This is a genomic window from Mucilaginibacter endophyticus (genome assembly GCF_003351025.1).
Lineage (GTDB): Bacteria > Bacteroidota > Bacteroidia > Sphingobacteriales > Sphingobacteriaceae > Mucilaginibacter > Mucilaginibacter endophyticus.
Genome location: NZ_QPCG01000003.1, coordinates 72,725 through 97,384, shown reverse-complemented (window position 1 = coordinate 97,384; position 24,660 = coordinate 72,725). Strand labels below are relative to the sequence as shown.

At 46.4% G+C, this 24,660-nt stretch carries 32 protein-coding genes; 13 read left to right on the top strand and 19 right to left on the bottom strand.

Annotated features, from left to right (window positions below):
• Positions 1 to 230 precede the first annotated feature (230 nt).
• The gene (locus DUL71_RS13805) at positions 231 to 644 is read right to left on the bottom strand and encodes a DUF1810 domain-containing protein (RefSeq protein ID WP_114938666.1); all 414 of its coding nucleotides are present in this window, start codon (positions 642 to 644) and stop codon (positions 231 to 233) included.
• 180 nt (positions 645 to 824) lie between these two features.
• Positions 825 to 1,715 (bottom strand): MerR family transcriptional regulator, encoded by an 891-nt coding sequence (locus DUL71_RS13800; protein WP_161964435.1) that lies wholly within the window; start codon positions 1,713 to 1,715, stop codon positions 825 to 827.
• 10 nt (positions 1,716 to 1,725) lie between these two features.
• On the opposite strand from DUL71_RS13800, the gene DUL71_RS13795 reads away from it, so the two are divergent.
• Genes DUL71_RS13795 through DUL71_RS13785 form a run of 3 tightly spaced genes read left to right on the top strand, consistent with a single transcriptional unit; the run spans position 1,726 to position 2,705 of the window.
• On the top strand, positions 1,726 to 1,917 hold the full coding sequence (locus DUL71_RS13795; RefSeq protein ID WP_114938664.1) for a hypothetical protein: 192 nt from the start codon (positions 1,726 to 1,728) through the stop codon (positions 1,915 to 1,917).
• Positions 1,899 to 2,258 (top strand): response regulator, encoded by a 360-nt coding sequence (locus tag DUL71_RS13790; RefSeq protein WP_114938663.1) that lies wholly within the window; start codon positions 1,899 to 1,901, stop codon positions 2,256 to 2,258. The genes DUL71_RS13795 and DUL71_RS13790 overlap by 19 nt, the downstream gene beginning before the upstream one ends.
• Before the next feature lie 39 nt (positions 2,259 to 2,297).
• Positions 2,298 to 2,705: a DUF892 family protein gene (locus DUL71_RS13785; protein WP_341867746.1), complete on the top strand. Its 408-nt coding sequence runs from the start codon at positions 2,298 to 2,300 to the stop codon at positions 2,703 to 2,705.
• Positions 2,706 to 2,735: 30 nt separating this feature from the next.
• Here the strand turns inward: DUL71_RS13785 and DUL71_RS13780 are convergent, their stop codons facing one another.
• Positions 2,736 to 4,184 carry a PAS domain S-box protein gene (locus DUL71_RS13780; RefSeq protein ID WP_161964434.1) on the bottom strand — a complete coding sequence of 483 codons (1,449 nt, stop codon included), beginning with the start codon at positions 4,182 to 4,184 and terminating at the stop codon, positions 2,736 to 2,738.
• 976 nt (positions 4,185 to 5,160) lie between these two features.
• Entirely contained in the window at positions 5,161 to 5,454 is a 294-nt protein-coding gene (locus DUL71_RS13775; protein WP_114938661.1) for a putative quinol monooxygenase, read from the bottom strand.
• Between the two features lie 233 nt (positions 5,455 to 5,687).
• Between DUL71_RS13775 and DUL71_RS13770 the strand changes: the two genes are divergently transcribed.
• Positions 5,688 to 5,924: a cold-shock protein gene (locus DUL71_RS13770; RefSeq protein WP_114938660.1), complete on the top strand. Its 237-nt coding sequence runs from the start codon at positions 5,688 to 5,690 to the stop codon at positions 5,922 to 5,924.
• Between the two features lie 593 nt (positions 5,925 to 6,517).
• Here DUL71_RS13770 and DUL71_RS13765 read toward each other — a convergent pair.
• The 5 genes from DUL71_RS13765 to DUL71_RS13745 all read right to left on the bottom strand — a co-directional run bounded on the left by DUL71_RS13765 (position 6,518) and on the right by DUL71_RS13745 (position 12,646).
• On the bottom strand, positions 6,518 to 7,681 hold the full coding sequence (locus DUL71_RS13765; RefSeq protein ID WP_114938659.1) for a chromate transporter: 1,164 nt from the start codon (positions 7,679 to 7,681) through the stop codon (positions 6,518 to 6,520).
• Positions 7,682 to 7,683: 2 nt separating this feature from the next.
• Complete coding sequence (locus tag DUL71_RS13760; RefSeq protein WP_114938658.1) at positions 7,684 to 8,178, bottom strand: hypothetical protein; 495 nt, start codon at positions 8,176 to 8,178, stop codon at positions 7,684 to 7,686.
• Positions 8,179 to 8,225: 47 nt separating this feature from the next.
• Positions 8,226 to 9,080, bottom strand: a complete 855-nt coding sequence (locus DUL71_RS13755; RefSeq protein ID WP_114938657.1) for a chromate resistance protein ChrB domain-containing protein — start codon at positions 9,078 to 9,080, stop codon at positions 8,226 to 8,228.
• A gap of 89 nt (positions 9,081 to 9,169) precedes the next feature.
• The gene (locus DUL71_RS13750; protein WP_114938656.1) at positions 9,170 to 11,626 is read right to left on the bottom strand and encodes a TonB-dependent receptor; all 2,457 of its coding nucleotides are present in this window, start codon (positions 11,624 to 11,626) and stop codon (positions 9,170 to 9,172) included.
• 222 nt (positions 11,627 to 11,848) lie between these two features.
• Positions 11,849 to 12,646 carry an SDR family NAD(P)-dependent oxidoreductase gene (locus tag DUL71_RS13745; RefSeq protein ID WP_114938655.1) on the bottom strand — a complete coding sequence of 266 codons (798 nt, stop codon included), beginning with the start codon at positions 12,644 to 12,646 and terminating at the stop codon, positions 11,849 to 11,851.
• Between the two features lie 137 nt (positions 12,647 to 12,783).
• Between DUL71_RS13745 and DUL71_RS13740 the strand changes: the two genes are divergently transcribed.
• Positions 12,784 to 13,167 (top strand): winged helix-turn-helix transcriptional regulator, encoded by a 384-nt coding sequence (locus DUL71_RS13740; protein WP_114939180.1) that lies wholly within the window; start codon positions 12,784 to 12,786, stop codon positions 13,165 to 13,167.
• 63 nt (positions 13,168 to 13,230) lie between these two features.
• On the opposite strand, the gene DUL71_RS13735 is transcribed toward DUL71_RS13740, so the two are convergent.
• Together DUL71_RS13735 and DUL71_RS32390 are read right to left on the bottom strand one after the other, a co-directional pair.
• On the bottom strand, positions 13,231 to 13,479 hold the full coding sequence (locus DUL71_RS13735; protein ID WP_114938654.1) for a helix-turn-helix domain-containing protein: 249 nt from the start codon (positions 13,477 to 13,479) through the stop codon (positions 13,231 to 13,233).
• A 613-nt stretch (positions 13,480 to 14,092) separates the two neighbouring features.
• Complete coding sequence (locus DUL71_RS32390; RefSeq protein ID WP_208645555.1) at positions 14,093 to 14,374, bottom strand: hypothetical protein; 282 nt, start codon at positions 14,372 to 14,374, stop codon at positions 14,093 to 14,095.
• Between the two features lie 238 nt (positions 14,375 to 14,612).
• Between DUL71_RS32390 and DUL71_RS13725 the strand changes: the two genes are divergently transcribed.
• Complete coding sequence (locus DUL71_RS13725; RefSeq protein ID WP_154402396.1) at positions 14,613 to 14,912, top strand: transcriptional repressor; 300 nt, start codon at positions 14,613 to 14,615, stop codon at positions 14,910 to 14,912.
• A 312-nt stretch (positions 14,913 to 15,224) separates the two neighbouring features.
• A complete protein-coding gene (locus DUL71_RS13720; RefSeq protein WP_341867745.1) occupies positions 15,225 to 15,623 on the top strand; it encodes a DUF1810 domain-containing protein in 399 nt (132 codons plus the stop codon).
• A 9-nt stretch (positions 15,624 to 15,632) separates the two neighbouring features.
• Here the strand turns inward: DUL71_RS13720 and xth are convergent, their stop codons facing one another.
• The 5 genes from xth to DUL71_RS13695 all read right to left on the bottom strand — a co-directional run bounded on the left by xth (position 15,633) and on the right by DUL71_RS13695 (position 18,162).
• Complete coding sequence (xth, locus tag DUL71_RS13715; protein ID WP_341867743.1) at positions 15,633 to 16,307, bottom strand: exodeoxyribonuclease III; 675 nt, start codon at positions 16,305 to 16,307, stop codon at positions 15,633 to 15,635.
• 107 nt (positions 16,308 to 16,414) lie between these two features.
• On the bottom strand, positions 16,415 to 16,840 hold the full coding sequence (locus DUL71_RS13710; RefSeq protein WP_114938651.1) for a hypothetical protein: 426 nt from the start codon (positions 16,838 to 16,840) through the stop codon (positions 16,415 to 16,417).
• Between the two features lies 1 nt (position 16,841).
• On the bottom strand, positions 16,842 to 17,612 hold the full coding sequence (ku, locus tag DUL71_RS13705) for a non-homologous end joining protein Ku (protein ID WP_114938650.1): 771 nt from the start codon (positions 17,610 to 17,612) through the stop codon (positions 16,842 to 16,844).
• Positions 17,609 to 17,881 (bottom strand): hypothetical protein, encoded by a 273-nt coding sequence (locus DUL71_RS13700; protein WP_114938649.1) that lies wholly within the window; start codon positions 17,879 to 17,881, stop codon positions 17,609 to 17,611. Before DUL71_RS13700 ends, ku begins: the two co-directional genes overlap by 4 nt.
• A gap of 14 nt (positions 17,882 to 17,895) precedes the next feature.
• Positions 17,896 to 18,162 (bottom strand): hypothetical protein, encoded by a 267-nt coding sequence (locus tag DUL71_RS13695; RefSeq protein ID WP_114938648.1) that lies wholly within the window; start codon positions 18,160 to 18,162, stop codon positions 17,896 to 17,898.
• Positions 18,163 to 18,571: 409 nt separating this feature from the next.
• Here DUL71_RS13695 and DUL71_RS13690 point away from each other — a divergent pair, with 409 nt between their 5' ends.
• Positions 18,572 to 18,793, top strand: a complete 222-nt coding sequence (locus DUL71_RS13690) for a response regulator (RefSeq protein ID WP_114938647.1) — start codon at positions 18,572 to 18,574, stop codon at positions 18,791 to 18,793.
• A 442-nt stretch (positions 18,794 to 19,235) separates the two neighbouring features.
• Here DUL71_RS13690 and DUL71_RS13680 read toward each other — a convergent pair whose 3' ends face one another.
• Together DUL71_RS13680 and DUL71_RS13675 are read right to left on the bottom strand one after the other, a co-directional pair.
• Complete coding sequence (locus tag DUL71_RS13680; protein WP_114938645.1) at positions 19,236 to 19,844, bottom strand: alpha-ketoglutarate-dependent dioxygenase AlkB family protein; 609 nt, start codon at positions 19,842 to 19,844, stop codon at positions 19,236 to 19,238.
• Complete coding sequence (locus DUL71_RS13675; RefSeq protein ID WP_114938644.1) at positions 19,804 to 20,178, bottom strand: hypothetical protein; 375 nt, start codon at positions 20,176 to 20,178, stop codon at positions 19,804 to 19,806. Before DUL71_RS13675 ends, DUL71_RS13680 begins: the two co-directional genes overlap by 41 nt.
• A gap of 98 nt (positions 20,179 to 20,276) precedes the next feature.
• Between DUL71_RS13675 and DUL71_RS13670 the strand changes: the two genes are divergently transcribed.
• The 4 genes from DUL71_RS13670 to DUL71_RS13655 all read left to right on the top strand — a co-directional run bounded on the left by DUL71_RS13670 (position 20,277) and on the right by DUL71_RS13655 (position 23,033).
• Entirely contained in the window at positions 20,277 to 20,711 is a 435-nt protein-coding gene (locus DUL71_RS13670) for a LexA family protein (RefSeq protein ID WP_154402394.1), read from the top strand.
• The gene (locus DUL71_RS13665; RefSeq protein WP_114938642.1) at positions 20,689 to 21,948 is read left to right on the top strand and encodes a Y-family DNA polymerase; all 1,260 of its coding nucleotides are present in this window, start codon (positions 20,689 to 20,691) and stop codon (positions 21,946 to 21,948) included. Before DUL71_RS13670 ends, DUL71_RS13665 begins: the two co-directional genes overlap by 23 nt.
• A 7-nt stretch (positions 21,949 to 21,955) precedes the next feature.
• On the top strand, positions 21,956 to 22,270 hold the full coding sequence (locus DUL71_RS31990; RefSeq protein ID WP_154402393.1) for a hypothetical protein: 315 nt from the start codon (positions 21,956 to 21,958) through the stop codon (positions 22,268 to 22,270).
• A gap of 154 nt (positions 22,271 to 22,424) precedes the next feature.
• On the top strand, positions 22,425 to 23,033 hold the full coding sequence (locus DUL71_RS13655; protein ID WP_114938640.1) for an SOS response-associated peptidase family protein: 609 nt from the start codon (positions 22,425 to 22,427) through the stop codon (positions 23,031 to 23,033).
• Between the two features lie 134 nt (positions 23,034 to 23,167).
• On the opposite strand, the gene DUL71_RS13650 is transcribed toward DUL71_RS13655, so the two are convergent.
• Positions 23,168 to 23,830, bottom strand: a complete 663-nt coding sequence (locus tag DUL71_RS13650; RefSeq protein WP_244228750.1) for a molybdopterin-dependent oxidoreductase — start codon at positions 23,828 to 23,830, stop codon at positions 23,168 to 23,170.
• A 194-nt stretch (positions 23,831 to 24,024) separates the two neighbouring features.
• Between DUL71_RS13650 and DUL71_RS13645 the strand changes: the two genes are divergently transcribed.
• Complete coding sequence (locus DUL71_RS13645) at positions 24,025 to 24,660, top strand: (2Fe-2S)-binding protein (protein ID WP_114938638.1); 636 nt, start codon at positions 24,025 to 24,027, stop codon at positions 24,658 to 24,660.

Genomic DNA, 24,660 nt, shown 5'->3' with positions numbered 1-24,660 from the left:
GAAAGTAACGGCCCGTTTCTTTTGGAAGTTATAGGACGCAGAAGTTACAAGCGAACTCCTTGTGCAGGAAGGCATGTGGCACGGCTTTCAGTGGGCACGGAACATGCCGAAGTCAGTGATGACCATGAAGGCGGTAAGCCGCTTTGTAGCTGGCCAGACGGGCGAAAAGATCTTATTGGGACGTCTGATCTGAATACCGATCGTATTGGTCGTAGAGCCAATAAGCAAATTCAGCGGACCAGTTGCAGGGTCGCCGGATCTTTGTTGCCATCAAAGAATTTTTTCAGGACTTGGTCAAATACAGAACCATTGCCTCCGGCCAACGCGAAAAGGGTCATGGATGAGCGCAGTTTGAGATCATCAGGTCTGCCCATAACCAGCGAAGCATTATTATGCTGTATTTGCAAAAGCGCTGCGGAAATCTCTTTTAAGCGTTGACCAAGGACCGGGTGCGACAGGTATTCTCTTGCTTCCGCCAGGTCTTTGATCGCGTAGCGTTTGGCCATATCGCTGAATCCCAGACCTTCGATCTGCGGAAAAATGTACCACATCCAGTGGCTGCGCTTATGACCCATTTTTATCTCGTTCAGGGCGGTCGCGTAATCGCGCTGCTGCGCATCTAAAAATCGTTTCAGGTCGTTCATGTTTGTTCAAAGAAAACGAAAACAAACCGGCTTTTGTGTAAAAAAGGATCTTTAATTACAAGCGCGGCCGGCCGCTGGCAGAAAGGTTCCCGGCCCATACCCATGATGGTCATCTGAAAAAAATCCTGCGCTGGTAAGGCTCGGCCCGTGAATATGTATTTTGCTCGGTTAAAGTGTAATTTACGTCAGACACAGCAAGGCGCGAAGTTCATGGACACTATACATATGTTCGCCACTATGTAAGCCTGCGGCATAAAAGATCGCTTCAGGAAGCCATGACCTCAATTGCTGAACAAAGGCATTCAGAGCCTCATTTTTACCCGACAGGATCGAACCGGTAACTACGATATTCGGCCGGTACCGGCATATTACCGCCTCTGTTCCGCTTAAAGGTACGCCTTGTCCCAGGTATAAGGTATGATAACCCCTGTCCCTGAAAACATAATTATAAAAAAGAAGCCCCAGTTCATGAAGTTCGAATTCAGGAAGCAGCAGCAGCACTTTTTTTGCGTCCGGGTTTTTGATCAGGGTTACTTGGTTTGTTGCTGCGACAAGCTTTTGCCGGACAAGGCTTGAAAAGAAATGCTCCTGCGCCGTACATATTGCCCCCGTCTGCCAGGCTAGTCCGACCTGTTCAAAAAATGGAAAGATGATGCAGGTAAAGGCATATTCAAACCCTTTCTTTAAAGCCCGGCCATACGCTTTTTCGAAGGCCTGTTCGTCCGTAGCGGTAAGACTTTGCATGAATTGTTCATATAAGCCTTCGTCCTGCTTAAGGTTCAACCGGTTCATCAATAGGGCAGACCGGTCCGCGGCGGTCATCTCCGCCAGTTTGGAGATCTTCCAGCCATTACGGATCAGCAAACTAATATTTAAAAGATCTTTTAACTGGTTGGCAGAATAGTAACGAATATTGGTAGCGCTACGCGCCGGCTCGAGAATCTGGTAACGTTTCTCCCACACTCTCAGCGTGTGCGCTTTAATGCCTGATAGGGTGGCTAAATCCCTGATCAAATATCTTTCCCCGGCGATCATTTTGTCGTGTTCTAATTTTTCGTTGTAATTAAGCAATTGGCATTTGGTGAAAAAAAGCAATTTTGATTTATTTTTGTTTGATTTATTTAAAGAAAAGTTAAACAAATTTGTTGTTGATTGCTTTATATTTAGCGCAGAAGAGGAACTTCTTATTGGTTTCTTAATTATAGGATTTTTCGCTGATTTTGGCGAAGTATCGCAAAAACAACAGCGGACGAAATGGGGAAACGAATATTAGTGATCGATGATGATGAGGATATCCTGGAGATCCTGAATATTCTCTTTCAGGAGGAGGGGTTCGATGTAATCCTTTCCAATACCGGTGAATCCGCGCAACACATTCATACCATAAAACCCGATATAGTTCTGCTCGACATTCGCATCCTGGGATCACCCAAGCGGGGCGATGAGATCTGCGCGGAGATAAAAGCGATTTATCCGCATAACCCGCCCGTAATATTGATATCGGCCGAACTTGACACAGACCTGTTGGCGGCTAACTGCGGCGCCGACGGGTGGATCTCCAAACCTTTTGATTTATCCCATATGATCGGAAAGGTGAAGGAATGCCTATCTTAGCTCAAACATGCAGCTATGGAAAACCGCGATTAACGCCCAATATCTATAAAATTAGGTCCAGCAAGACTCAAAGAATTCTTTGTTCATCACCTGGACTGGATCTATGCTGCTAAAGCCCACCTGGTCTCTAAGCTGCCGCTGATACTTAACGAAGTTCATTTTCATGATCTGCATGCGGCTATAGCTGAAACTATCGCTGATGCCGAGAAGCAAATATCACGCATGGAGATCATCTATGCGCTTCTTGACGTCACGATTTCTAAGGAAAGCTGTCACGGCCTTGTCGGTTTAGTGGAAGATGCCTTTGACGCGATCATTTGTCAAAAAAGCGAACCCGCGCTCCGGGACCTCGCTATTATATTTTATATGCCGAATATTGAAAGCGTGGAAATGGCATCCTTTCAAATACTGCAAATGGCCGCTGTAAAGATCAAAACCAACAGGTAAATTACAATGAGGCCAGGGCCTGACCGTACTTTATTGTTGTTGATTTTCGCGAATTATCTGACCAGGTAGAGCGGCCCTGGCGTTTTCACCGTGATCCATAAAGGCAGATGTTAACATGGTGATTTCCATGATCATCTGATCCAGTTCGTCCGCCGATTGCTTCAGCATAGGGATGATTTGGGCATTCGGTGAATCTTCCAGTTCACAAAGCTGGGCCAGGCCAAGGATGCGGGCCAGCGGAGCACGCACGTGATGAGATTGGATCCAGGCGATCTCGCGAAGGCGCTTGTTCTGGTCTTCAGTTTTATGCAGGTATTCCTGCGATTCGGTGATGTCACGCAGGAAGCAATTTACGCCGATAACCTCGTTATGCAGGTCGCGGATCGGATTAAAATTCAACTGTTCATAAATCTGTCTGCCGTTGAACTCTCGCTGTCTGACGATACTGAAGGCATCACCTTTGAATGAACGCTCAAAGCTTTCAAAAAAGAAATTCACCTTTTCCTGCTTAAAATCGGCATTGGTGACCTCATCCTCGTTTTTACCGGTCAATTTTTTTACCCGCTCCCAAAAAGCCTGATTACCGGTGATGATTTTGAACTCCCGGTCTACTGACCAGATCAGATCACGGGTGTTGTTGATGATTGCGCGAAGATTCTGCCCGTCGTTATATATCTTTTCCTGAATCTTCTTTTGTTTTGTTATATCCACGAAATAAACCGCTATGCCATCATTTGTCGGATAAACGTTCATCGAGCCCCAGACACCAAGCGGGGCATAAATTTCCTCGAAATGAACGCTGACCCTTTCAAGCATGGCCCGCTGATATTCCTCGTAAAAACGTCCTTCGCGGGAGCGGGGAAAAAAATCCCACAGGTTTTTGCCGATAACCTTTTCCCTGGTACAGGACAAAGCCTGTTCTGCTGCTTTATTAATGAAAGTGACCTCCCAGCGGCTGTTCAGCGCATAGAAGCCATCCGTGATGCTATCGAGCATATGTTCCAGTTCAGCGGATTTTTCACTAACGATCTGCTCTGCGCGCATTTTTTCATCAATATTGACAATAAGTGCCTGTCGGGCACCCTTACCCTCAAATAGTGTAAAATGTGTATAAACGCTAACGAAAAACCGTTGTCCTGACTTGTTCATATGCAGCCAGCGGCCCGCATTGACATGGCCTTCCGGTGGGTCTTCATGAAATTTGAGCAGTGCAGGGATCTCCTCCTTAGGGCGGATATCGGTGATTTTCAGCTGCAAAAACTCTTCCCTGGTATAGCCATACTGCTCGACAGCCGCATCATTGACCGCCAGGAAGCCAAAAGTCTGATCGTCGTAGATATACATCGGCGTCGGGATGCCATCGAAGAGCCATTTATAATCGGCCGAACTGTCTTCCCGCCGTTTCTTCAGCTGGAAATACATCAGCCAGCCGTTCAGTAGCAGCACAGCCAGTAAGGCACAAGCGATCGTTGTATACACGGCTTCGAATTTAAGCAGGAATATGCCGCAAGTTAGACAATTTAGGCGGCATTCCTTAAAGTTGTTTTGGGGCATTGGAAATGAGATTGGTGATCCTAATTAATCTGTCCCGCTCTTGTTTATCCTTTATTGGACTTTTTGCAGTCAAAGCGTCGTTATCGCAGCTTTCATCATATAAGCGCTGCCAGGCGCATGAGTAGAAAAACGCTAAGTCACCTATTATCCTAGCTATGTGATGACTGTTATAATGGTCGCTTTGCCCGCGCTTGTCTTCAGATCAAATTCGTCAACAAGATTTTTCGCCCCCGGTAGACCCGTCCCCAAAGGTTTACTGGTGGGATAACCGGCTGGCAAGGCTAGGTTCACATCCGGGATACCTGGCCCGTTGTCAATTACGGTCACCTTTACTCCTTTTTTGTATACGCGGCTAACCAGAGAGATATCGACGGTCCTCCATCGGCCATGCTCCTGATTCTGGTCACAATTTCCTTGGAATTGTGTTTTTCTCTGAAGGTATAGGTTTCCACGTTACCTGCATGCAATTAAAAATTTTCTCTAAAACCTGAGCCTGGTTCCTGTTGCATTGAGTTGGCGAGGTACGATTATAATAGTTTGATGGGCTATTAAAGATCCGCCAGAGTCTTTTAAGTTAGGAATTACTGTGCTGGTGCTATCTGTGGGTCAGCAGCTATTTGAATTTAGGGAATCAAAGAGGGAACAGTACGTGCCAGAATATTGGCAGAGGTCGTTATTCCCGGAACATTCCTGTAGCAGGAAAAGGTCTTAAGTAGAACTAAAGATAGTCAATCTCCCACATAATTGCAAGGCTGGGGGGTACGAAGTACTAACTTCCGCAGATTATGAATTTTAAGTCAATTCATTTACAAACGAGGAACCCTCGACCAGGTACGGCTTACAAGGTGGCGAATAGAAAAAATTCCCCGGCGATCATCACCGGGGAATTTAATTGGGGCTTTCACTTAACCGCCAGCAGGGCTACCTTTTCGATCACGGGTGGTGCGGATAGTAACTCGTCCGCGTGAGCCATTAAGGCCTTAGCGATCTCTCCGTTTAAGTGGGCATCCCGTCCGGCTTCATCGGCAAATGTATCGAATATGCCAAAGGTGGATGGACCGATTTGCAGCGCGTACCAACGAAATGTTCCGGGTTCAGCTTCGGCCAAAGGTAAAGCACTTTTCAAAAAGTCGGCAACTTGCTGTTCTTTACCGGGTTTGGCTTCCAGTCGGGCCAGTAAGGCTAATTTTTCCATTTGATTATTTTTTAGTAGAAAGTGGCTGACGGCAATTTACCGCCACAATTATCGCCGCACGAATAGTGCCACGATAGCCTTAAATTGTATCCTAAATATGCGGCGCAAATTTTTCAATAAGTTTGAAGTGAAGACAACCTCACCTCAATAATCGAGTCCTAAGCAGTATAATGGAAATATTATCTGGTTCTTTAATTAAATAAATGTTAATATTTCTACCAAAATGAAAATACATGATTATTTATGCCTATCTTCTAGACTTGTTAATAATCAATATAACGCAACAAGGAACAGTGAAATTTTTTAATGAAACAAAAGGTTTCGGATTTATCACACCAAACAGTGGTGGCAACGAGATCTTCGTTCATTCAACAGGTCTGATTGACAACATTCGCGAGAATAGTGTTGTCAGTTACGATGTAGAAGAAGGACGTAAAGGCCCAAACGCAGTAAATGTTAAAATAGCTTAATATACTATAACATCATTGTGAAAGCATTCTCCAATCTGGAGGATGCTTATGTGTTAAGACCGTCCAAAGTTCGTGCCTTGCTCAAACTTTAATAAAAGAATCTGCGTCTTATTGCTTTAAAATCGATTTGACCGTATTTCATTGCAACGCTGTAATTGCGGATACCGCATTTCTTCTGCAAGCCAGTCCGGAATTTAATTTCCGAACGGACAAAATGGGAAAAAACAATCATCTTGCCATTTATCATACCTTTAAGTAAGTACCGAACGGAAAGGCATGATCCCGCAGGTGAACATCCGGAGATTGTTAGTGCTCTGAGCCGGAAATTGCAGGCATGAGCTGATAGCCATCAGGTCTTTCCGAAAGGGTCAACTTTCAAAGATAATGTTGCCAATCATTTGAATAAATACGCAGAATAACAATTAGATTGGAATTCTTAAATGTGCCAGGGATTCGATTAATTTCCCGGAAGCTGAAGAAAGGAAATTAAATGGAGAAGATACAAGTTTTCTCCATTCAATTTAAAAACAAAGCAGGGATTGTAAACAGAACAGGAAGTGTAGCGAAAAGTCCGAAGCCTAAAATACATGTTTTTACAGGCTTTTGATGAGCATGCCCAATAAGGCTGCGATAGCGATGATATACGGTTCCTGGATTTTCTTTACGTAGATCAAAGCCATCACGGTTGCCAGCGCGATTATTGCTGTTGGTATGTCGATAATGGAGCGGGTTGCGATGATGAATACCGAGCCGACCAATGCACCGATAACAGCAGCGGTAATGCCGTCCACAAAAGCTTTAATACTGAGATTTTTAGCGATCTTTTTAAAGTAGGGCGCTGAGATCACGGTAAACAGGAAACAAGGCAGAAAGGTTGCCAATGCTGCCACAGCTGCACCGGGAAAGCCGCTTACCAGGTAGCCGATAAAGCCCACGGTAATGACAACCGGCCCCGGCGTGATCATAGCCACAGCGACGGCATCCAAGAACTGGTTCTCGGTCAGCCAATGGTAATCATTGACTATTCCTGCATGGAGAAAAGGGACGATGGCGAGGCCGCTGCCGAACACAAAAGTACCGGCCTTCAAGAAGAAAAGTCCGATCTCGATTAAGGTATCTTTCGAATAATACCAGAATCCCATGCCGGTCAGCAGGATTACCGGCGAGGCGGTGGGTTTCTTCAACCATAAAGGCGGCGCCTTAATCACCATATAGATTAGCCCGCAGCCGACAAACAAGAGGACTTGTTCCTGTTGGGTAATAACCGTTATCACAATGGCCAAGATGTAAAACAGCCATAACGGCCAGTTGGCCTTTATGGCGTTCGTATTTAGCTTCCCTACCGACTTAAGCGTGAGTTTGTAAGCGCTGATGGCTATGATCCCGATCACTGCCGCGCCAACCCCATAGAACACGTCGCGCATCCAGGTCAGACCGCTATATAGTTGATAAACCATGCCAAGTATTACCACCATGACAAACGATGGAATTACAAAGGCGAGGCCTGTCAGGGTCGCCCCGAGCAAACCATAGTGAACAAAACCGATATAAATACCCAGTTGAGCGGCTAAGGGACCGGGTGCCAGCTGCGCAAGCGCCAGTCCCTCTTTGTATTCTTCTTCCGTTAGCCACTGTTTTTGTTCTACCAAGTCACGGTGCATATACCCGACGAGAGCCACCGGGCCGCCAAAGCCCCAGGTGCCCAGCCTTAAAAAGTAGAGGGTTAATTGCCCAAGCGAATATTTTTGGTTTTCCATAATCAGAATGCTATACCAAATTGAAAGCCGGCGCCGAATGAGGTGGGTTTATTATTGCCAAAGCGAAGCGGCAGCGGTACCGCTGCAAAGAGGCTGCTGTTCTTTCCTTTGCTGACCGTTTTATTGAGAACCGGTGTCAAGCCGTAACGTCCCGAGGTTTCAAATGCAGCACGCCCGGCAAAGGTCCAGCCTTTACCGAGGGCGACGAGAACGCCCGGATGAAAATTAAAATTGGCCATTTTACTGGTTCCATTCTCCGCACGGATCGTCGGCACGAATTCAGCAGAAAAGCCGATCGTTTGACTTTTCCAGATGTTGATACCTACCGGGATCCCTACTACGTAATTGTTTTTGAAATTGGTTTCCGTACCTGTGTTGCTGAAAGTTACAATAGGATGCAGGATACCAACGTAACCTGCAATTTTCTGGTAGGTTTGCGTTTGGGCTACCGCCCAGCCGGGCAACAGCAACAATAGAAAGAGAAACTGGCGAAACATAAAGCAATAATAGCCAGGCCCGCCATGGGGAAATAGAACGGATTTAACTAATTTGTACCCTTTTTACCCAACCGCAGACTTTTTTTGTAATCCAGCGGGTTTTGACCGGTATGTTTTTTAAAGATGCGGTTAAAATGGCTTTGGTCAGAAAAGCCGGTGAGGTAAGCGATCTCGGTCATGGAATAATCCGCCTCCATCAGTTGGATCGCTTTCTCTACCCGTAACTTGCGCATGTAATCGCCGAAGCTCAGGTTGTCAAAATACTTCGAGAACTCGCGGGACAGGTAGGCGGGGTTGATCTCCAGTTCCTGTGAAGCCTGCTGCAAATTAAGCGACATATTGGTATCCAGCTGATCCTGCATCATCTCCCGCAAGGCTTCGGCCCAGGCCGGTGCTTTCTTTGTTTTTTCCTGTTTTAGGTATTGGTGGTAAATCTGTAGTAATAGCTGCTCGACCGGGCCGCCCTGCGTGTGTTTAAGTTGATACAAATGCTTAGCCCAACTATACAAACCGTCATAGATCGTCATACCCAAAGCCAGCAATTCCTGATCGTCCTGGCTATTATAGGACAAGCCCGAAAAGATCGCTTCCAACCCTGCCGCCTGCGGTGCGAAATCGTGGCGGTCGGTATCGGCCCCGCGTACGATCGCTGCGATGCGATCCAGTGCCGGGTCTTTCAACTGGTGCTTTTTGAGGATATAGTCAAAAGTACACTGATCATCATAATGTGTATATTCCACACCCGGCAGGTCGTAGGGAATCGCCTTCAAAATGTTTGCTTGCTCCAATACGTCGGCATACGGCACATAAATAAATTCCGCTTTCGGGTCAACAAAGCGCCGGATCAGCCAGGGACAGGCGATGCGGTCAATCTTGGGGCGTTCACGGGTGATCCATTTCATAGATCAAAGCTAAAAAAAACACGCATTTTTCTATGGCACCGAGCGAGCTGTCTTATACCGATAGATCAATATTTTTGAAGCGATGATCATCAAAACTCCCTTTCATTTAATTCGCTGGTTGGCAATTTCAGCTTGCTGGTAAAGCGGTTAAGGTTAAAACTCAGGTTGACCAAGACCATGTTCTGTTCATAAATATAATTGGTCGTGGTATAAAAACTAGTACCCGATGTCGTGATCCGCTGTTTGGCGGCGTTGAAAATGCCTATATTCTGCCATAGCAGCGATGCTGCAAAACGGCCGTTGGCAAAGGTTTTCTTAACTGAAGCATTAGGAATAAAATATTGCGAATCTTCGCCCATGGCGGTGGGACGTTTAGACTGGTAATTGACATTAGCCTGCGCGCTCCAGGTTTTGGCCATTTGGAAAGTACTGTTGATATTAAAAGTATAAGCCCAGCGCTGGTTATTGACCGCGACGGGCTTGTCCAGGATATGAATATCCCCGCTGATATGATAATTATAGGCATTTGCCCCCGCATAGAATGACCACCAGTTTGTGAACTGCAAACCGGTACCGGCTTCTACACCGACCTGCTTCGCTGCACCCGCATTGGTATACACCCGGTACAGGATGGTATCTGCATAGACGCTGTTCAGACGCTGGATGGGGTTTTTGATATGCTGGTAATAAGCGGTCGCAAAAAAGTTACCCATGTTAAACGAGTGGCTAATGCCCAGTTCGAGCTGATCGATGAATTCCGGCAACAGGTCAGGGTCACCTACTTCGAGCGTTTCCGAGTGTTCCCGCTCGGGGATCGGGTTCAGTTCCAGGTTAGAGGTACGGTTGATGCGACGGCTATAATCAGCTTTTAGTTTCCAGTTATTGTTAAAGCTGTATTGTACCAAAGCCGAGGGGAACAAATTAGACAGATCTAACTGATGCAGTTCCGGATCATAGGAGATCGCTACCGAGCGGGTTGCGTATTCATAGCGGAGGCCGCAGTTATACTCCCAGGGACCACTTTTGCCCGTATACTGGCTATAAAGCGAGTTGATCACATTTTTGGCGTGGAGGCTTCCCTGGAACTTGTTTGCATCCGGTTGGGAAGTAGGCGGAGTGACCAGATAATTAAACTGACCGTCCTGGGTATCATAACGTAACTGGTAGCCAGTTTCCAGTTTTCCTTTCCCCAGCGGCAGGCTATAGTCCAATTTGACGCGGTAGCCGCTGATCGGGCGTTTATAGGGGTTGTAGACATACTGTATTGTATCGGCGGTATCGGGATAATACAGATTGCGGTTCTTCGTATTACCATGCAGATCAGCATGCTCATAAACCAAACCGGCTGCCAGGCTGGATTTATCTTTAAAAGTGTGGATATAATCCAGGTTAGCCAGTGCAAAGCTACCTTCCTTGGTTTGCGTATTGGCATTATAATAGGTCGTACTTTTAAGCAGCGCGTTATCGCTCAGGCTGGAAGTGGTGTTGTGATAGATAAGATCTGCAACCCGGTCCTGGTAACGCTGTCCGATGAACAAGCCGGCAGAAAAGTTGTTGGCCGCATCAGGCGTAAAGTTGATCGTGGTGCGGGCGGCATAATTGTACTTTTTAAAGCTGCGCTCACCGGTGGATGGAAAACGGGTTATGGTACCGGCAGCGTAATTCTTGGTATAAACATCGCCCTCACGTATCCCCGAATTGTCATTCCGGTTGTAGTTGCCACCTACGGAAATGTCCCATTTGCCTTTGCGGTAATTTAGTGTCGCATCACCGCTATAGCGCTCGGGTCGACGGGAATTGCCATGATCGTCCAGGCTGGGAAGGCCACCCTGCCCGTTCATTGCGAGTGTCAGTCCGTCGGCCGCCCCTTTCTTGGTAATGATATTCAGGATACCGCCGCGACCGTCTGGATCGTACTTGGCGGAAGGTGAGGTTACCACTTCTACATTATCGACGGCATTGGCAGGCAATTGTGATAGAACTGTTTGCACGTCGGTGACCACCGGTTTGCCGTTAACCAGTACCATAAAGCTTTGGGAGCCGCGCATGCTGATGTTACCCTCACCATTGACCGAAACAGCGGGCAGGTTTTTAATGATATCGATGGCTGAGCCGCCTTTGGCTGTTTCAAACTGTCCGGCTTTATAAATTTGCTTGTCGATCTTATTGATCGCAGCGGCCTGCTGTCCCTTTATGCTAACTTCGCTCAATGTTTTTGCGGCGGGTTCCAAGACCAGGTTGCCCAGGTCCAACTGCTGCCTATCGTTCAGCACGACATTATTTTTCAAATAGTTGCGGTAACCGATGAAGGCGATTTTCAGTCGGTAACGGCCGGCGGCGATCTTTGTGAATTCAAAGCTGCCGTTATTTTTGCTTATGGTACCTGTAACGATGCTGGAATCACTGGCTTTGAATAGCGCGACACTGGCATATTCGACCGGTTGTTTGGTTTGGCCGTCGGTGACCCGGCCTTTAATAATTGCAGTTTGCGCCATGGCGTACAAACTATTAATAATTGAGAATGCAAGTGTAAGGCTCTTTTTCATTTTTCCAAGGCGAAGCTATTATTTCAAGTTTAAGTCAGCGTTAACACTTGCTTCGCTTATTAAATTGGTCAAATATAGGTTTTTGTCTACTAACTTAGTAGACAAAAACCTTGCAAATAGATCGCTCCCGACTGCACCCGGCGCGTATCGCTCAGGTTCTCGGCATCGCCAACATAACGCTGCTCAATGCCCAGTCAATGATTTTTGGATTTACTGTTTTCATTAAACGGATCTGGTATGTCCTCCGTCAACACGCAGGAGCGCACCAGTAATATAATCAGCCGAGGGACTGGTCAGAAAGGCGACCACGGCAGCTACTTCTTCCGGTTTACCAAAACGTCCTACGTCATTATGCACGAATTGCTCCACCGCGTTGCGTTCGATGTCGGCCCAGTCATTACCCCAGCCGAATTGCCCGGCCATACCCAGTAGCATGTTACGTGTATTTTCCACAAGCATGGGGCCTGGCGCTACGGTATTGGAAGTGATCCCGGTACCCTTCAGTTCCCTGGCCAGCGAAACCGTCAGGTTATGGCGTGCAGCGGTAGCCGCGAGATAATCCGGTTGTAAAGCGAACGGTTCGATCCCTCCAGATGAGCCGATCTGGATCATCCGGCCCCAGCCCAGCTTTTTCATACCCGGAAGCAAGCGGTGGATCATCCGTACGTAAGCCAGCACATTGACGTTATAGCTGTTCTGCCAGTCAGCCACGCTCACCTGGAGCCAGGGTTTTGGCTGGTAAGCGCCGGCATTATTCACCAATATCGCAACCGGACCGCCAGCCAGGGCCGCGGCGGCTACCTCATCCGCGCCTGCATCGAACGACAGGTCGCCCAACACGTAGCTGGCCTTTCCGCCACCTTTGTTGATGCTATCCCTGACTGTAGCAGCACGCTGCTCATGACGACCATGAACGATCACTTCAGCGCCTTCAGCAGCCAATAAGCGCGCAATGGCTTCTCCCAGCCCGGCGCTGGACCCGGTCACCAATACCCTTTTTCCTTTCAGTTGTAAATCCATAATTTTCTTTTAGTTACTTTTGTATTTTAAGTTACTTTTAGTAAGTCAAAAATAACGGCAGGTAAGTAACAAAACAAGAAGGTAATTGTCCGTCAGTTACTTACATTGGAGTAACTATGGCTGGATATCAAAAGATTATGAAAAAGGAAATTTCGAAAAAATGCGAAAATGACCGCGACGACTGCCCGGTAAAAGATGTTTTGAACCGGGTGGGGGATAAATGGTCGATGTTAACGGTCATTATGCTCTCCGACCACGGCACCCTTCGTTTTAATGAATTGCACCGGCTGATCGATGGCATTTCCCAAAGAATGCTGACGGTAACGTTGAAAACACTGGAAGCTGACGGGTTACTGAAGCGAAAAATGTACCAGCAGATCCCGCCAAAAGTAGAGTATACCCTGACCTCGCTCGGTGAAAGCCTCGTTGTTCCGCTCATGACCTTGTACGATTGGGCGAACGCACATATGCCGGCAATCAAGGCCGCTCGGGCAAAGTTCGGAAAGGCGGCGGCTACATAATTGCCTTTCGATCACATAATCGCGTTCGTACATTTTTCATGATTAGCGGGACGCGCTGTTTATTTAACAGTAAGACTCCTGCAGTTTAGCTGATTGAACTTCGTCTTCACATTTCACCAAATCAGATGCAGGAACTTCTAATACCTTTGCAATTTCTATAAGTCTTTTAAGCGTTAATTTAACATTTCCCAACTCAATTTTGCTGAATGTATTTTGCGAAATGTTCAGCTTGTAAGCTATATAAAATTGGCTGTAGTCTTTTTCTAATCTTATATTTCTGATACGGGCAGCAACAACTTGTTCGGTGAGCATATCGTTTTTCGAATGTTTAATCTAACTAACGAGAGATTTTATTTGCCGGATTTCGGTTGTAATACAATAATTTTTTTTCTCAGGAAGTTTGGGTGGTAAGAGAACCCTTGGGATACTACTCAAAACTTTCTGCCCACTATGATCTTGAATGTTTCTTTATCCGAACGTTGCGGAAAGCCATACCCTAATCCGGCATTGAATTCCAACGCAGGATTAAAGTTAAGGTCCGTTGCTAAAATTAATTGGTGGTCCTGTAGCCGGTAAGGGTCGTAGTGAAAAAAAGGTCCGGTGCTTCCGTAATATTCCAGGCCAAGGGCTACAACTTTTGTTACATCATAACTGCCTTTTACATTTGGTGAAAACGTGAATCCCCTGTTCTGATCGGGACCTTTAAAGCTTTTTTCTAAGGTAGGATTTACGGACAGATATAATTCCTGCCATTTCTTATCAATAATGGGCCGGATTTCCAGCGAACTTGTATTTGCGGCAAAGACACTTTTCTGGAAGCCGAATTTAATTGAGATGCTGACCCCTACAGGCCAACCCCAACTTTCAGGTGCAGCAACTCTTGGGCGGATATGCGAGCCAACGTATGCCGTGCGGTTATCATTGCCTATTGAGTTAAAGAAGTAGAATCCGGTTTCAAACCAGGTGTCCAGCCATGAGTTATTTCAATGGTTTCATGCTCCACGTGGTTGGTAGGGAATTCCCCGTTAGATACGGATTGACTCCCTTTTAAGGTAAAATTGCTATGGATCTCCAGCATCGTTTTCCCTTTTTCAATTGTTTCCGAGCCATACACCTGTATTTCATAATTATCCTGTGCTTTTAATTGTTTGATGGATAAAAACAAGCAAAAAATCAGTGTTAGTTTAGTTAGAAGTATCCGGCGCATAGTTTTTTATTATCAGTATTGAATGTTGACCTAAAACTATAGCTGCTTTTTGTGGCAATTCTGAATTTGAGACTTTAAAGGCAAATAAATACAGATTGTGAGGATAATTTTACGCTTAGAATAGCAATGGCGGAATTTGACGTGAAAATATGCTTACCAGTCTACTTATTTGCTTCTTGTAAAGACGCTCTGCTTCAAAATTGCTTCGAATTTCAAATTTAATTTAGTAGGTTAAGCTTTGGGTCCAATAACACAGAAACATCAAAGACGTAATGAAATGCAATACAGGTCATCTAAATCTCGTATTACCAAACAGCAGGAAGAATATAATTTGCTCACCAACCAAATTCTTGAATACATAAATAGCCTGGGTGAAGAAAAGGATGCAGAAACGCTTTGGTTGGGCTTGAGGGAAAAAGGTTATGTGATGAGCAACACGACATTTTACAATAGGCTTAAAAAGCTTGTGGATAACGGATTAATCAAAAAAATTACGGTAGGTTATAATAAAAATTTTTATTGCGCTTTAAAAGGATAATAATTGGAGGCCTTGGTTATTATTTAGGTAGGGACTTCAATGCTACGGGAATACCCGATCGGGAAGTACTCAAAAGCAAACTGGTTTCCCTTTCTGAAACAGCATTACCCGAGCTAGTCGCTCAAAACGCTGCTAAGCTATATCACGAAGGGGGAACACGAAGGATTGGTCGCTAAAGCCGCTGGCTCGAAAGTTATTGCAGGATCTCACGGATTGTTAACAGACAGTAATTCAGAATTATTTATGAAACAGAATAAGTAACAAACATCGTACTTCATTGTAATAACGGAAAAGGAATAATCATGCCATGAAATAAAGGAGATTATCCACCATCTTACAAGAACCAGCCTGAAAATTGAAACCGGCGGTAAACGCGGTCATTGGATGTGGTATATATTTCCACAGATCGATGGCCTGGGCTTTAGCAGTATGTCAAAGCGTTATGCGATCAGGGATTTGAAAGAGGCGGCGGCATACCTGGCACATCCTGTACTCGGGCGAAGGCTGATCGACATCAGCAACGCATTACTGGATATACCTGGCTACGACGCAACAGCCGTCATGGGAAGCCCGGACGATTTAAAACTAAGATCGAGTATGACCTTATTTGCGCTGGTACCAGGTGCTAACCAGGTTTTTGAAGCCGTCCTCCACAAATATTTTCATGGACAAAAAGTAAGGCGACCCTGGAACTTGTCACTTAGAAAATGATCAGGCTAATTAATCGGACGCTATCTCTATCCATACAGGAGCGTGGTCGCTGCTATGCTCCAGGCTCCGGATGTGACGATCAACCCCTCCGCCTGAAACCTTGCCGAGCAAAAGGTCATTCAGCAGGAAATGATCCAGCCGAAGCCCGGCGTCCCGCTCGTAAGCATGGCGGAGATAATCCCAGAAGGTATAAATCCGTTCTTCGGGGTAAAACTTACGGATCACATCCGTCCAGCCCTGTCTCAAAAGGGCCCGGAAGAGTTTGCGCGCTTCCGGCCGGAACAGGGCATTGTTCCTGTATTTTTCCGGTTTATAGGTGTCCAGATCTGTCGGTATAATATTGAAATCCCCGATCAATGCCACCGGGAGGCCGAAGCCCAGCAGCCGTTTGGCATGTATGGTGAGCCGTTTGATCCATTGCAGCTTATAGTCAAATTTGGGTCCCGGATAGGGGTTGCCGTTCGGAAGGTACAGGCAGGCAATGACAACGCCGTTTATAAAAGACTCGATATACCTGCTATGCGTATCATCCGGGTCATCGTCCAACCTGCGCCTCGTTTCCTTGATTTCACCATACCTCGAAAGGATCGCGACGCCGTTCCAGCTTTGCTGCCCTTGCCAGATCGAATAGTAACCGGCATCCAGTAAGGTTTGCTCCGGGAAACGGTCGTCCGGAGCCTTCAACTCCTACAGGCAGACCACGTCGGGCTTCGCCTCCGAAAGCCAGTGGAGCAGGTTCGGTAAACGTCCGTTGATGCCGTTGATATTATACGTCGCGATCTTCAAATGGCTTAACTTAGGCTTCCGGGGTTTAAGGGCAGGTCTTCCGGTGGATTGGCGCTTTCAGCGAACTCATCCTGTAAAGCCTGCTGCTTTTGTTGTTCTTCTGGCGACTGGTAATTCGATATAAATTCTACTAATGCTACCTGTTCGTGATAGGACATGAGACTGCCTTCGTATTTCCACTCGCTCGCCGAAAGATTTATCTTCCCGAGATAATCCGGGTTCCGGTCATCCGGAAGGTCGTCGGCCTGCCCTTCGCTTTCCGCAGGCTCGGTGAATAGATGTGTTTCGTCCGCGAAAGCATCTTTGTAAATTTTAAAAAGGCCGGTAGGGTGGAGCTTTCCCTGGGCATCCTTATGCAGCGCGGGTTCTATGATCACATAGCGGTCAGTCCCGTCTGCGAGGGGAATATGGGTTTGTACTGGGTTAATCATGTTAAGCTTGTTTTTTACTTTGCAGACTGTTCATCAGTTGTTCGTAAAGGTCGTCATTCTTAGAAGCTTTCGGTTTCAGTTTCTTGATCGTAGGACGCTTACCTTTCGCCTTGGCTTCGATGATTTTCAATAACTCGGTATGGTACTCATCTTTATATTTGGAAAGGTCCAGCTTTTCAGCATATTGGTTGATCAGCGCAAGCCCCATGTCCAGTTCTTTCTTCGTTACTTCGATCTTATCGTCCAGGTTTAATTCGCTCTGGTCGCGGATCTGCTGCTGGAAGCGGATACGTGTGACCACGATATTTTTTTCTACCGGGTGGACGATGCACAGACTTTCAGTGCTCCGCAGTACAAAACGGGCCAGTCCCGCCTTCTTGGATTTTTTCAGTGCCTCCAGTAACAGTGCATACGCTTTGTTATTTTTAGTTGCAGGTTCAGTGTAATAGGACGATTCATAATACATCGGGTTTACCGAATCAATATCGACAAAACTTTCGATCTCGATCACCTTACTTTTTTCGGGCGCGGCTGCCTGGAAGTCGGCATCTTCAACGATCACATAATCGTCGTCATATTTATAACCTTTTACGATCTTATCATATGGGACTTCCTTTTTGGTATGCTCGTTCACCCGCATGAACTTGATGTTGGCATGATCGCGGCTGTCCAGCATGTCCAGGTCAAGTGAAGAGGTTTGTACCGCTGAAAACAATTTAATAGGAATGCTTACCAGCCCGAAACCTATCGAACCTGTCCAGATTGATCTCATGACTTTAGTTTTTTAATGTTATCATTAATGCTGTAAGAGTGGTGCGACTCGATCTCTTCTGCCAGCAGGTGAAGCATCGCTTCGTCCAGACCGTTTGGGTTCTGACAAATATGAAGGAACTGGTGCGCATCCGGCTCGAAACTGGCCACAAATTTGCCATCCTCAAAAATTTTGAATTTGCAGTTCTCCCCGTCATGGTGCAGGTATTCGCCGACTACGAAATGCCGCACCTCCTTATTCTTACGGATGGTGATCTGATAGTTTTCCATAAAGAATAATCTTCTTAAGCGGCTGTTTTCAGCTGTTCAATATCGGTTACCTGGTCTAAAAGCATATAGGCACTGGTATGTTCGATCTTCTCTAAAACAGCCCGGACAATAGGGTCGGTGATATTCGAGGATCCCGTGTAAGACCAGGTATGGCTGTTCTCCCGCCGGGCAAGAATAATTTCGGAGCCTTCCCGGATCAGAAAATATAATTCATTACGATCGACAAGCGTGGTTACCTCGAACTCATGCTTGTGGTGCTGGAATATGGCTTGTAACAACATATTGATGATGATTGGTGGAAAAAAAATATACCAATAATGTGCCAGGATTTTCAGCTTCGGGTTTGGCTTTCATATTGGAATTTAATGACATCATAATTGGTCAGGCCGCCCACATTTGCCTACATGTGTAAAATTTATCAGATTTTTCTCATGCAGGCATTCATCATGGAACCTGCGAGTCTGAAAAGTGGTGCGGGTTAGTGCCATTAAGCGGGTTGCTGAAATTGTCTTTATCCATCGGGACACGGATTCGATTTGAAAAGCGAGGCGAATTAGAAGCAGCCAAACGATACTGGACTTTGTATGGTTTGTTTATTTTACGAATTGAAAATAAATATACTGCTTTCATATTCCCTTGTTGTGGTTACGAGAACATAATCCCTCCACCCCGAAATCTAAATAAAACCATATGCCAAAAAGAGTGGTCGTCGTTGATGATGACAATGATATCCTTCAAATCATCAAATATGTGCTGGAAGAACAAAAGATCAGCGTAAAGGCAGTGAATGACGTTGTTTCTTTTCAAGGCATTATTAACGGGCAGCCGGAACTCATACTTTTGGATGACTGGCTTAGTGACGGACGAAGCGGCGAACTATGTAAAAAATCAAGGCCGGTCAGAGTTCCATAAACTCACCTGTAATATTGGTATCTGCGGTAAATAATTTGGCTGAGATCGCCCAAATAAATGGGGCAGATGATTTCATTTCAAAACCGTTTGACATCAATATATTATTCGAGAGGGGAATTTTTGGCTGCGTAATAAGCGGGAAAGCACACCTGAAATGACGGCGAAAGCTGTTCCCGGTTCAGACAGGTACCGTATGATGATGAATAAATTAGATCATGAACATTTGGTATATCAGCACACTTGATCAGATTTTGGTCGTTCAACATTTAGAAGCGGTTAATGACCACGGTATTGAAATCTTTCATTATTCAGCTCCCGCACCTTTACTTCTTTTTCATCTCTGGGTCCGCCTTATCGTCTCTGAGGACGATGAGTTCGCCGGTACCCGGCATCTCCCGCTTTAAAAAAGTATTATCCTGTTTAATTATTGCTTACCCATCAATTAAATTACTACCCGGAAAGTTAAATTGATCCGTGCTTTCATCGGCTGAACAGACTTGGCAATCCGGTGTTCCCAATGTTCCTGTAAGCCGGATTTCATTAACAAAAAAGAGCCATGTTCCAAACGGACGGAATATTTCTCGAGATGGTCCGCTTTATTCCGGATATCAAAACTGCGTACCTCGCCAAAGCTGACAGAGGCTATAACGGGATGTTTGCCTAAAATACTTTCCTTATCGCTATGCCAGGCTACGGAATCATTTCCGTCCCGGTAATAGTTCAGCAGCACGCTGTTGAACTTTACACCCGACAAAGGTTCGACTATAGCTTTGATCTTTAACAATTCCGGCGTCCAGGGGGCCGGGTTGGAAATCCTGCCGGGATGTGAATAATCAGTTCCCAGATCTCCATACCAGGCTGTCAGCCGCGGCGTAGCGATCTCTTTGTCTTTTATCTTCAGCGCTGTTTGTTTCCACGGCGCTTCTGCGATGAATTTTCTTAAATATTCATCGCTTTCCGCCGCGCCGAACAGGCCTGGCCTATAATCCAACAAATAAACAGGCAGGCCTTTACTTTGACCAGCCGCTGCGAATAATGTCAATTGCTCCATATTGCTCCTCCATAATTCCTTCGCCGTATAAACGCTTTGCTTCCTGCGGAAACAACCGCGAACCGGGCGGAATTTCCTTAACGTACCATTCCGTATCCAATAAAACCGAAAAAAAGAAATCAATCGTTTTTTTGACAGCCTCCACGGCTGTCTCCGCCTGACCTATTACTTCGAATACATATGTCCTGACCGGGACGAAACCTCCTTTTACCTGATAAAGATGACCCAAGCCGTAGGCTAAGCCATCATTTGCAGGGCCCGTATGTACACGCACTACCAGTTCCGTTCCCTTAATCAGGGTTTCAGTTCCCTCGTTAATTACCTCGTATCCCATAGCTATCCTTTTTTCGCTTACAAATTTATGCTAAAAATATTAGCAAATGTAAAAACTAGATGATAATTTTGATGTCTCAAAAAAAGGGAGGAGCGCAAATGCTGAGACTGAAGCAACATCGGGAGAAAAGAGATGTGCTGGGGTTCCGCCTGCCGATGCTGACGCATGAGGAACCGGAACTGGATATATCGGAGATCATTGTCATGGATCCCGACAATACTTTTTTTATGCGCATGGGCAGCGACGCAATGCGCGGCCACTGTATTCTCAAAGACCATGTGCTGGTCATTGACCGTACGCTGCAACCAGTACCCGGCAGCGTCGTGGTTTTCTTCCATGAGGGCGGCTTTTATACCCGTGAGTATCAGCCCCGGGAAAAAAAGGTGATCCTGAAAGCTGACGAACCCCAAGACTCGATCACTATTGAAAATAGTGAAACCTGGGTGTGCTGGGGAGTCGTGACGCTAACGCTGAACCCGGTCTTACAGCCACAACACAGAACAGGGAGGTATGCACGTGTTTGCGCATGTTGATATCAATAACTGCTATGTCAGCTGTGAGCGCTTGTTTGATCCTTCGCTGGAAGGCCGCGTCGTCGTGGTACTTTCCAATAATGATGGCTGCGTGATCGCCCGCAGTAACGAAGCGAAGGCCATCGGTATTAAAATGGCCGATGCGGAATTCATGGTCAGGCAAAACCTGAAGGAAAACAATGCCGCTGTTTTCAGCAGCAATTACGCGCTGTATGCCGATATGAGCGCCCGGCTGATGAACAATCTCGCACGTTATACCTATACCTTGATGGTGTACAGCATCGATGAAGCTTTTATGGCCTTAGGCAATATCCGCGACATCGATCTTGAAAAGCACACGGCGAAAATCAGTGAAAACGTCATGCGGCATACCGGTTTGCCGATCACGGTGGGTGTTGGGTCTACCATGGCGCTGGCCAAACTGGCCAATAAAGCCGCTAAAAAGCAAAAGCGAAACTTCCTGGTGCTGGATACCGATGAAAAGATCGGGGCTGCTGTTAAAGATTTTCCGATTGAAGATGTCTGGGGCATCGGTCATCAATATTATCATAAACTCACAGAATTCGGCGTAAAGACTGCCCATGATTTCCGTGAATTGAAAGCCGATTTTGTGCGTCAGCATATGACCGTACAGGGCTGGCGACTGCATCAGGAATTGTGGGGCAAGCCCTGTAATATCATCAAAGATGTCGCGGAACGCTCCAAAGGCATCGAAAGCAGCCAGAGTTTTAACACTTACCAAACCGAACTGGAGCCTATTGAAGAGGCTGTGGCCATGCACGCGGCCACGGTCGCCCTAAAACTGCGCCAGCAACAGAGCATGGCACTCACCCTAACTATTTATCTACGTACCAACAAGCATAATATCAAGCATGACCAGCACTATCCCAGCATTACGGTCAAAGTACCGTTTGCAGCAAATACTACCCACCAGCTCACGCGGGTAGCGGTACAGGCCATTCGCGCCATCTACCAGCCTGGCTATAATTACCTCAAAACGGGGGTGAGGGCCACAGGCATTATTCCCGCGGGAGAGGTACAGTATCATATGTTTTCCGACTATGAACACGGTAAAGAACAAAAACTGTCCGATTTGATGGATGGCCTGAATAGCCGCTATGGCCGCGGAACCGTTCGCCTGGCCGCAGACAGCTTCGAACGCAGGTGGATCATGAAACAGGAGTTTTTGAGCCATCAGTATACCACGGACTGGAAGGATATTATCATTACCCGATAAACGCGCAATGAATCCTTATTCAAATAGCAGGTTGTACGAACTGTTGAAGAAACAACTCATGGCATCGGTATGGAATAATCCCCGGCTGCTTCATAAGATCACTCGCTTTAACCTGGAATATCTTTTTGAACTCGATCCCCAACGCGGCCTTTCCATCGATTTGCAGCGCTTCGAAATGGAATATTATAGATCTGTTTTTTATCCGCCTGAAGAAAAGAAACAGCATACCGATGAGTTTGTGCGAAAATGCTGTATCGTGATCAGTCAGCCACTGAGATACTTTCTTTATCGAGGAGCGCTGCAATATGAAGAAAGCTGCTGAACTGAAAAGAAAAGAAACAGACTGGCATTATCGCTTCAATAATGACCATTAGCCTGGCCAGGGTCAGCAAGCAAACATTTCATTTAATTTCTAAAATAATCTTTTTCTTTATTTGCTAATTTTATTAGCTTTGTATTCTAATATTTTTAGTAATATGTGCGGGCACGTAGAGATTGGAGAACAAAAAGATATTAAAATCACCACACGGGATGGCGGATCCTATACCGCTAAAAACAACGCTGCCGGTAATCCTGGGTCCATGCTACCGGTCGTTACCGATGCCATGCCAGGCAAAGTTCAGCAATTTCGCTGGGGACTGCTATCGCTGGACGATAATCGCATTCATAGCAAAAATAAACATGCGCGTGTTGAGTCGCTTTTCCTGGTACCGCTCTGGAGCGAACTTGTAGGAAAGAAACATTGCGTTGTCCGTGTACAGGCTTATTTCGAATACAATCCTGCGCAGCAGGTTACCTATAAGGTGGAAAGGGCAGACGGGCAGCCATTTTATATTGCCGGGCTCTGGGATATCTGGATCGATATTAAAACGAATATCCTCATCCCCACATTTGCGATGATCACCGTTCCTCCGAATCCGGCTATCGCCGCCATCCACGACCGGATGCCCGCGATCATGGAACGAGCGGATGTCAAAGATTGGATCAACGGCAGTCTAAGCGGTCTGGAGCGGGTGAAGGAACTGCGCCTGAAACCCTGCCCGCCGCAAAACATGCTCATTACTGTTCATAAAGATCATAAATAGCCAAAGCTCGATAAAGTTAAACGGACCGGCGTGAAATCAGCAAATCCAAGCCGCAGGTTTCATTTGGCCGGCTATACCCGGGGTATTAAGGGTAGGCTCATTAGTTCAGATTGGCGGTAAATTTAAAGTGATCCTTAGGAATAGCGGTCATTACGCCAGGGATAAGCCGTATTGGAATAGCCGCGATCTTCCCAGAAACCAGGTTTATCGGTGCTCAAAAACTGGATCCTTTTGATCCATTTAGAGCCTTTCCAGGCGTAGAGTTGCGGCGTGATCATCCTGCAGGGCCCGCCATGCTCTTTTTCCAGCGGCTGGCCGTCAAACGTATGTACCAGCATGACATCCGGTTTTAGGGCTTCCTCTAGGGAGAGGTTTGTAGAATAAGTATCATACCCATAACACATAATATGGCTTGCCGTTTCTTTGGGATGTACCAGTGCCGCCAGGTCAAGTAAACTCACCCCCTTCCAGCGCATATTCAGCTTTGACCAGGTAGTTACGCAATGAAAATCGGAAGTGTCTTTGGTCTGGGGCAGGTCCATGAACGTTTTCCATGTCAGTTTAACCGGGTTTTCGACTTCGCCGTCAATGGTCAGCCGCCAGCGGTCCAACGGAACATTGGGGTGATAACCGAGATCAAGCACCGGCCATTTAAAAGTCACGGTCTGGCCAATCGGAAGTTCGGGCATGCCATGCCTGTTCAGCTTTCCGCTACCTTTTGGAATATTGTCGGCTAATGAAGGCGTTAGTTTCATTTTTTCCTCGAAGCGGGCCTTTAGCTTTATTCGTGATTCCACGATTTTCTGGAGTTTATCGGGTTGATCCATATCCAAATATAAAGTTTTATTGTTGTTTCAGCGAGAGTATTTCCCTGATCAATGCGCCTGTAAAGCATTGGTAGTCATTGTTTAGAAGGATTCTGAATTGATGTGATGTGCTTTTTCGTTTAAACATTATACTTGTAGTTAATGTTCTTCTTTAAAATCCGATCATGGCAGATAATCCAAATCACCCAGAAGAGAACGACGAGCCTAAAGCCGGTACGACCCGGCGCGGCTTTTTGTCACAGTTAACCTTTGCCGGCGCAGGCCTGACGCTCGCCCCGTTACTGGGGGCCGCATCCACAAAAGGAAGCGAACCGGTTTTGGCCGCAGCCGCAGCTGCGGAAATTACGACCGTTAGCCTGACCATCAATGGGAAAAAGCACCTACTCAGCCTGGATTCCAGGATGACCCTGCTGGATGTGCTGCGTGAAAAGCTTTCACTACCGGGGACAAAAAAGGGCTGTGACCACGGTCAATGCGGTGCTTGTACGGTCCTGGTAGACGGACGCAGGATCAATTCCTGCCTGATGCTTGCAGGCATGTGTGCGGGTTTGGAGGTTACGAGCATTGAAGGACTGGCCAATAGAGATCAGTTGCACCCCATGCAGCATGCCTTCCTGAAACACGACGGTTTCCAATGTGGCTATTGCACGCCCGGGCAGATCTGTTCAGCAATCGGGTTGGTTAAAGAAGGGCATGCGCATACGGACGCCGAGATCAAAGAGCTGATGAGCGGCAACATCTGCCGTTGCGGCGCATACCAGAATATCGTGGCTGCTATTAAAGAAGTTCAGAACGCGTAA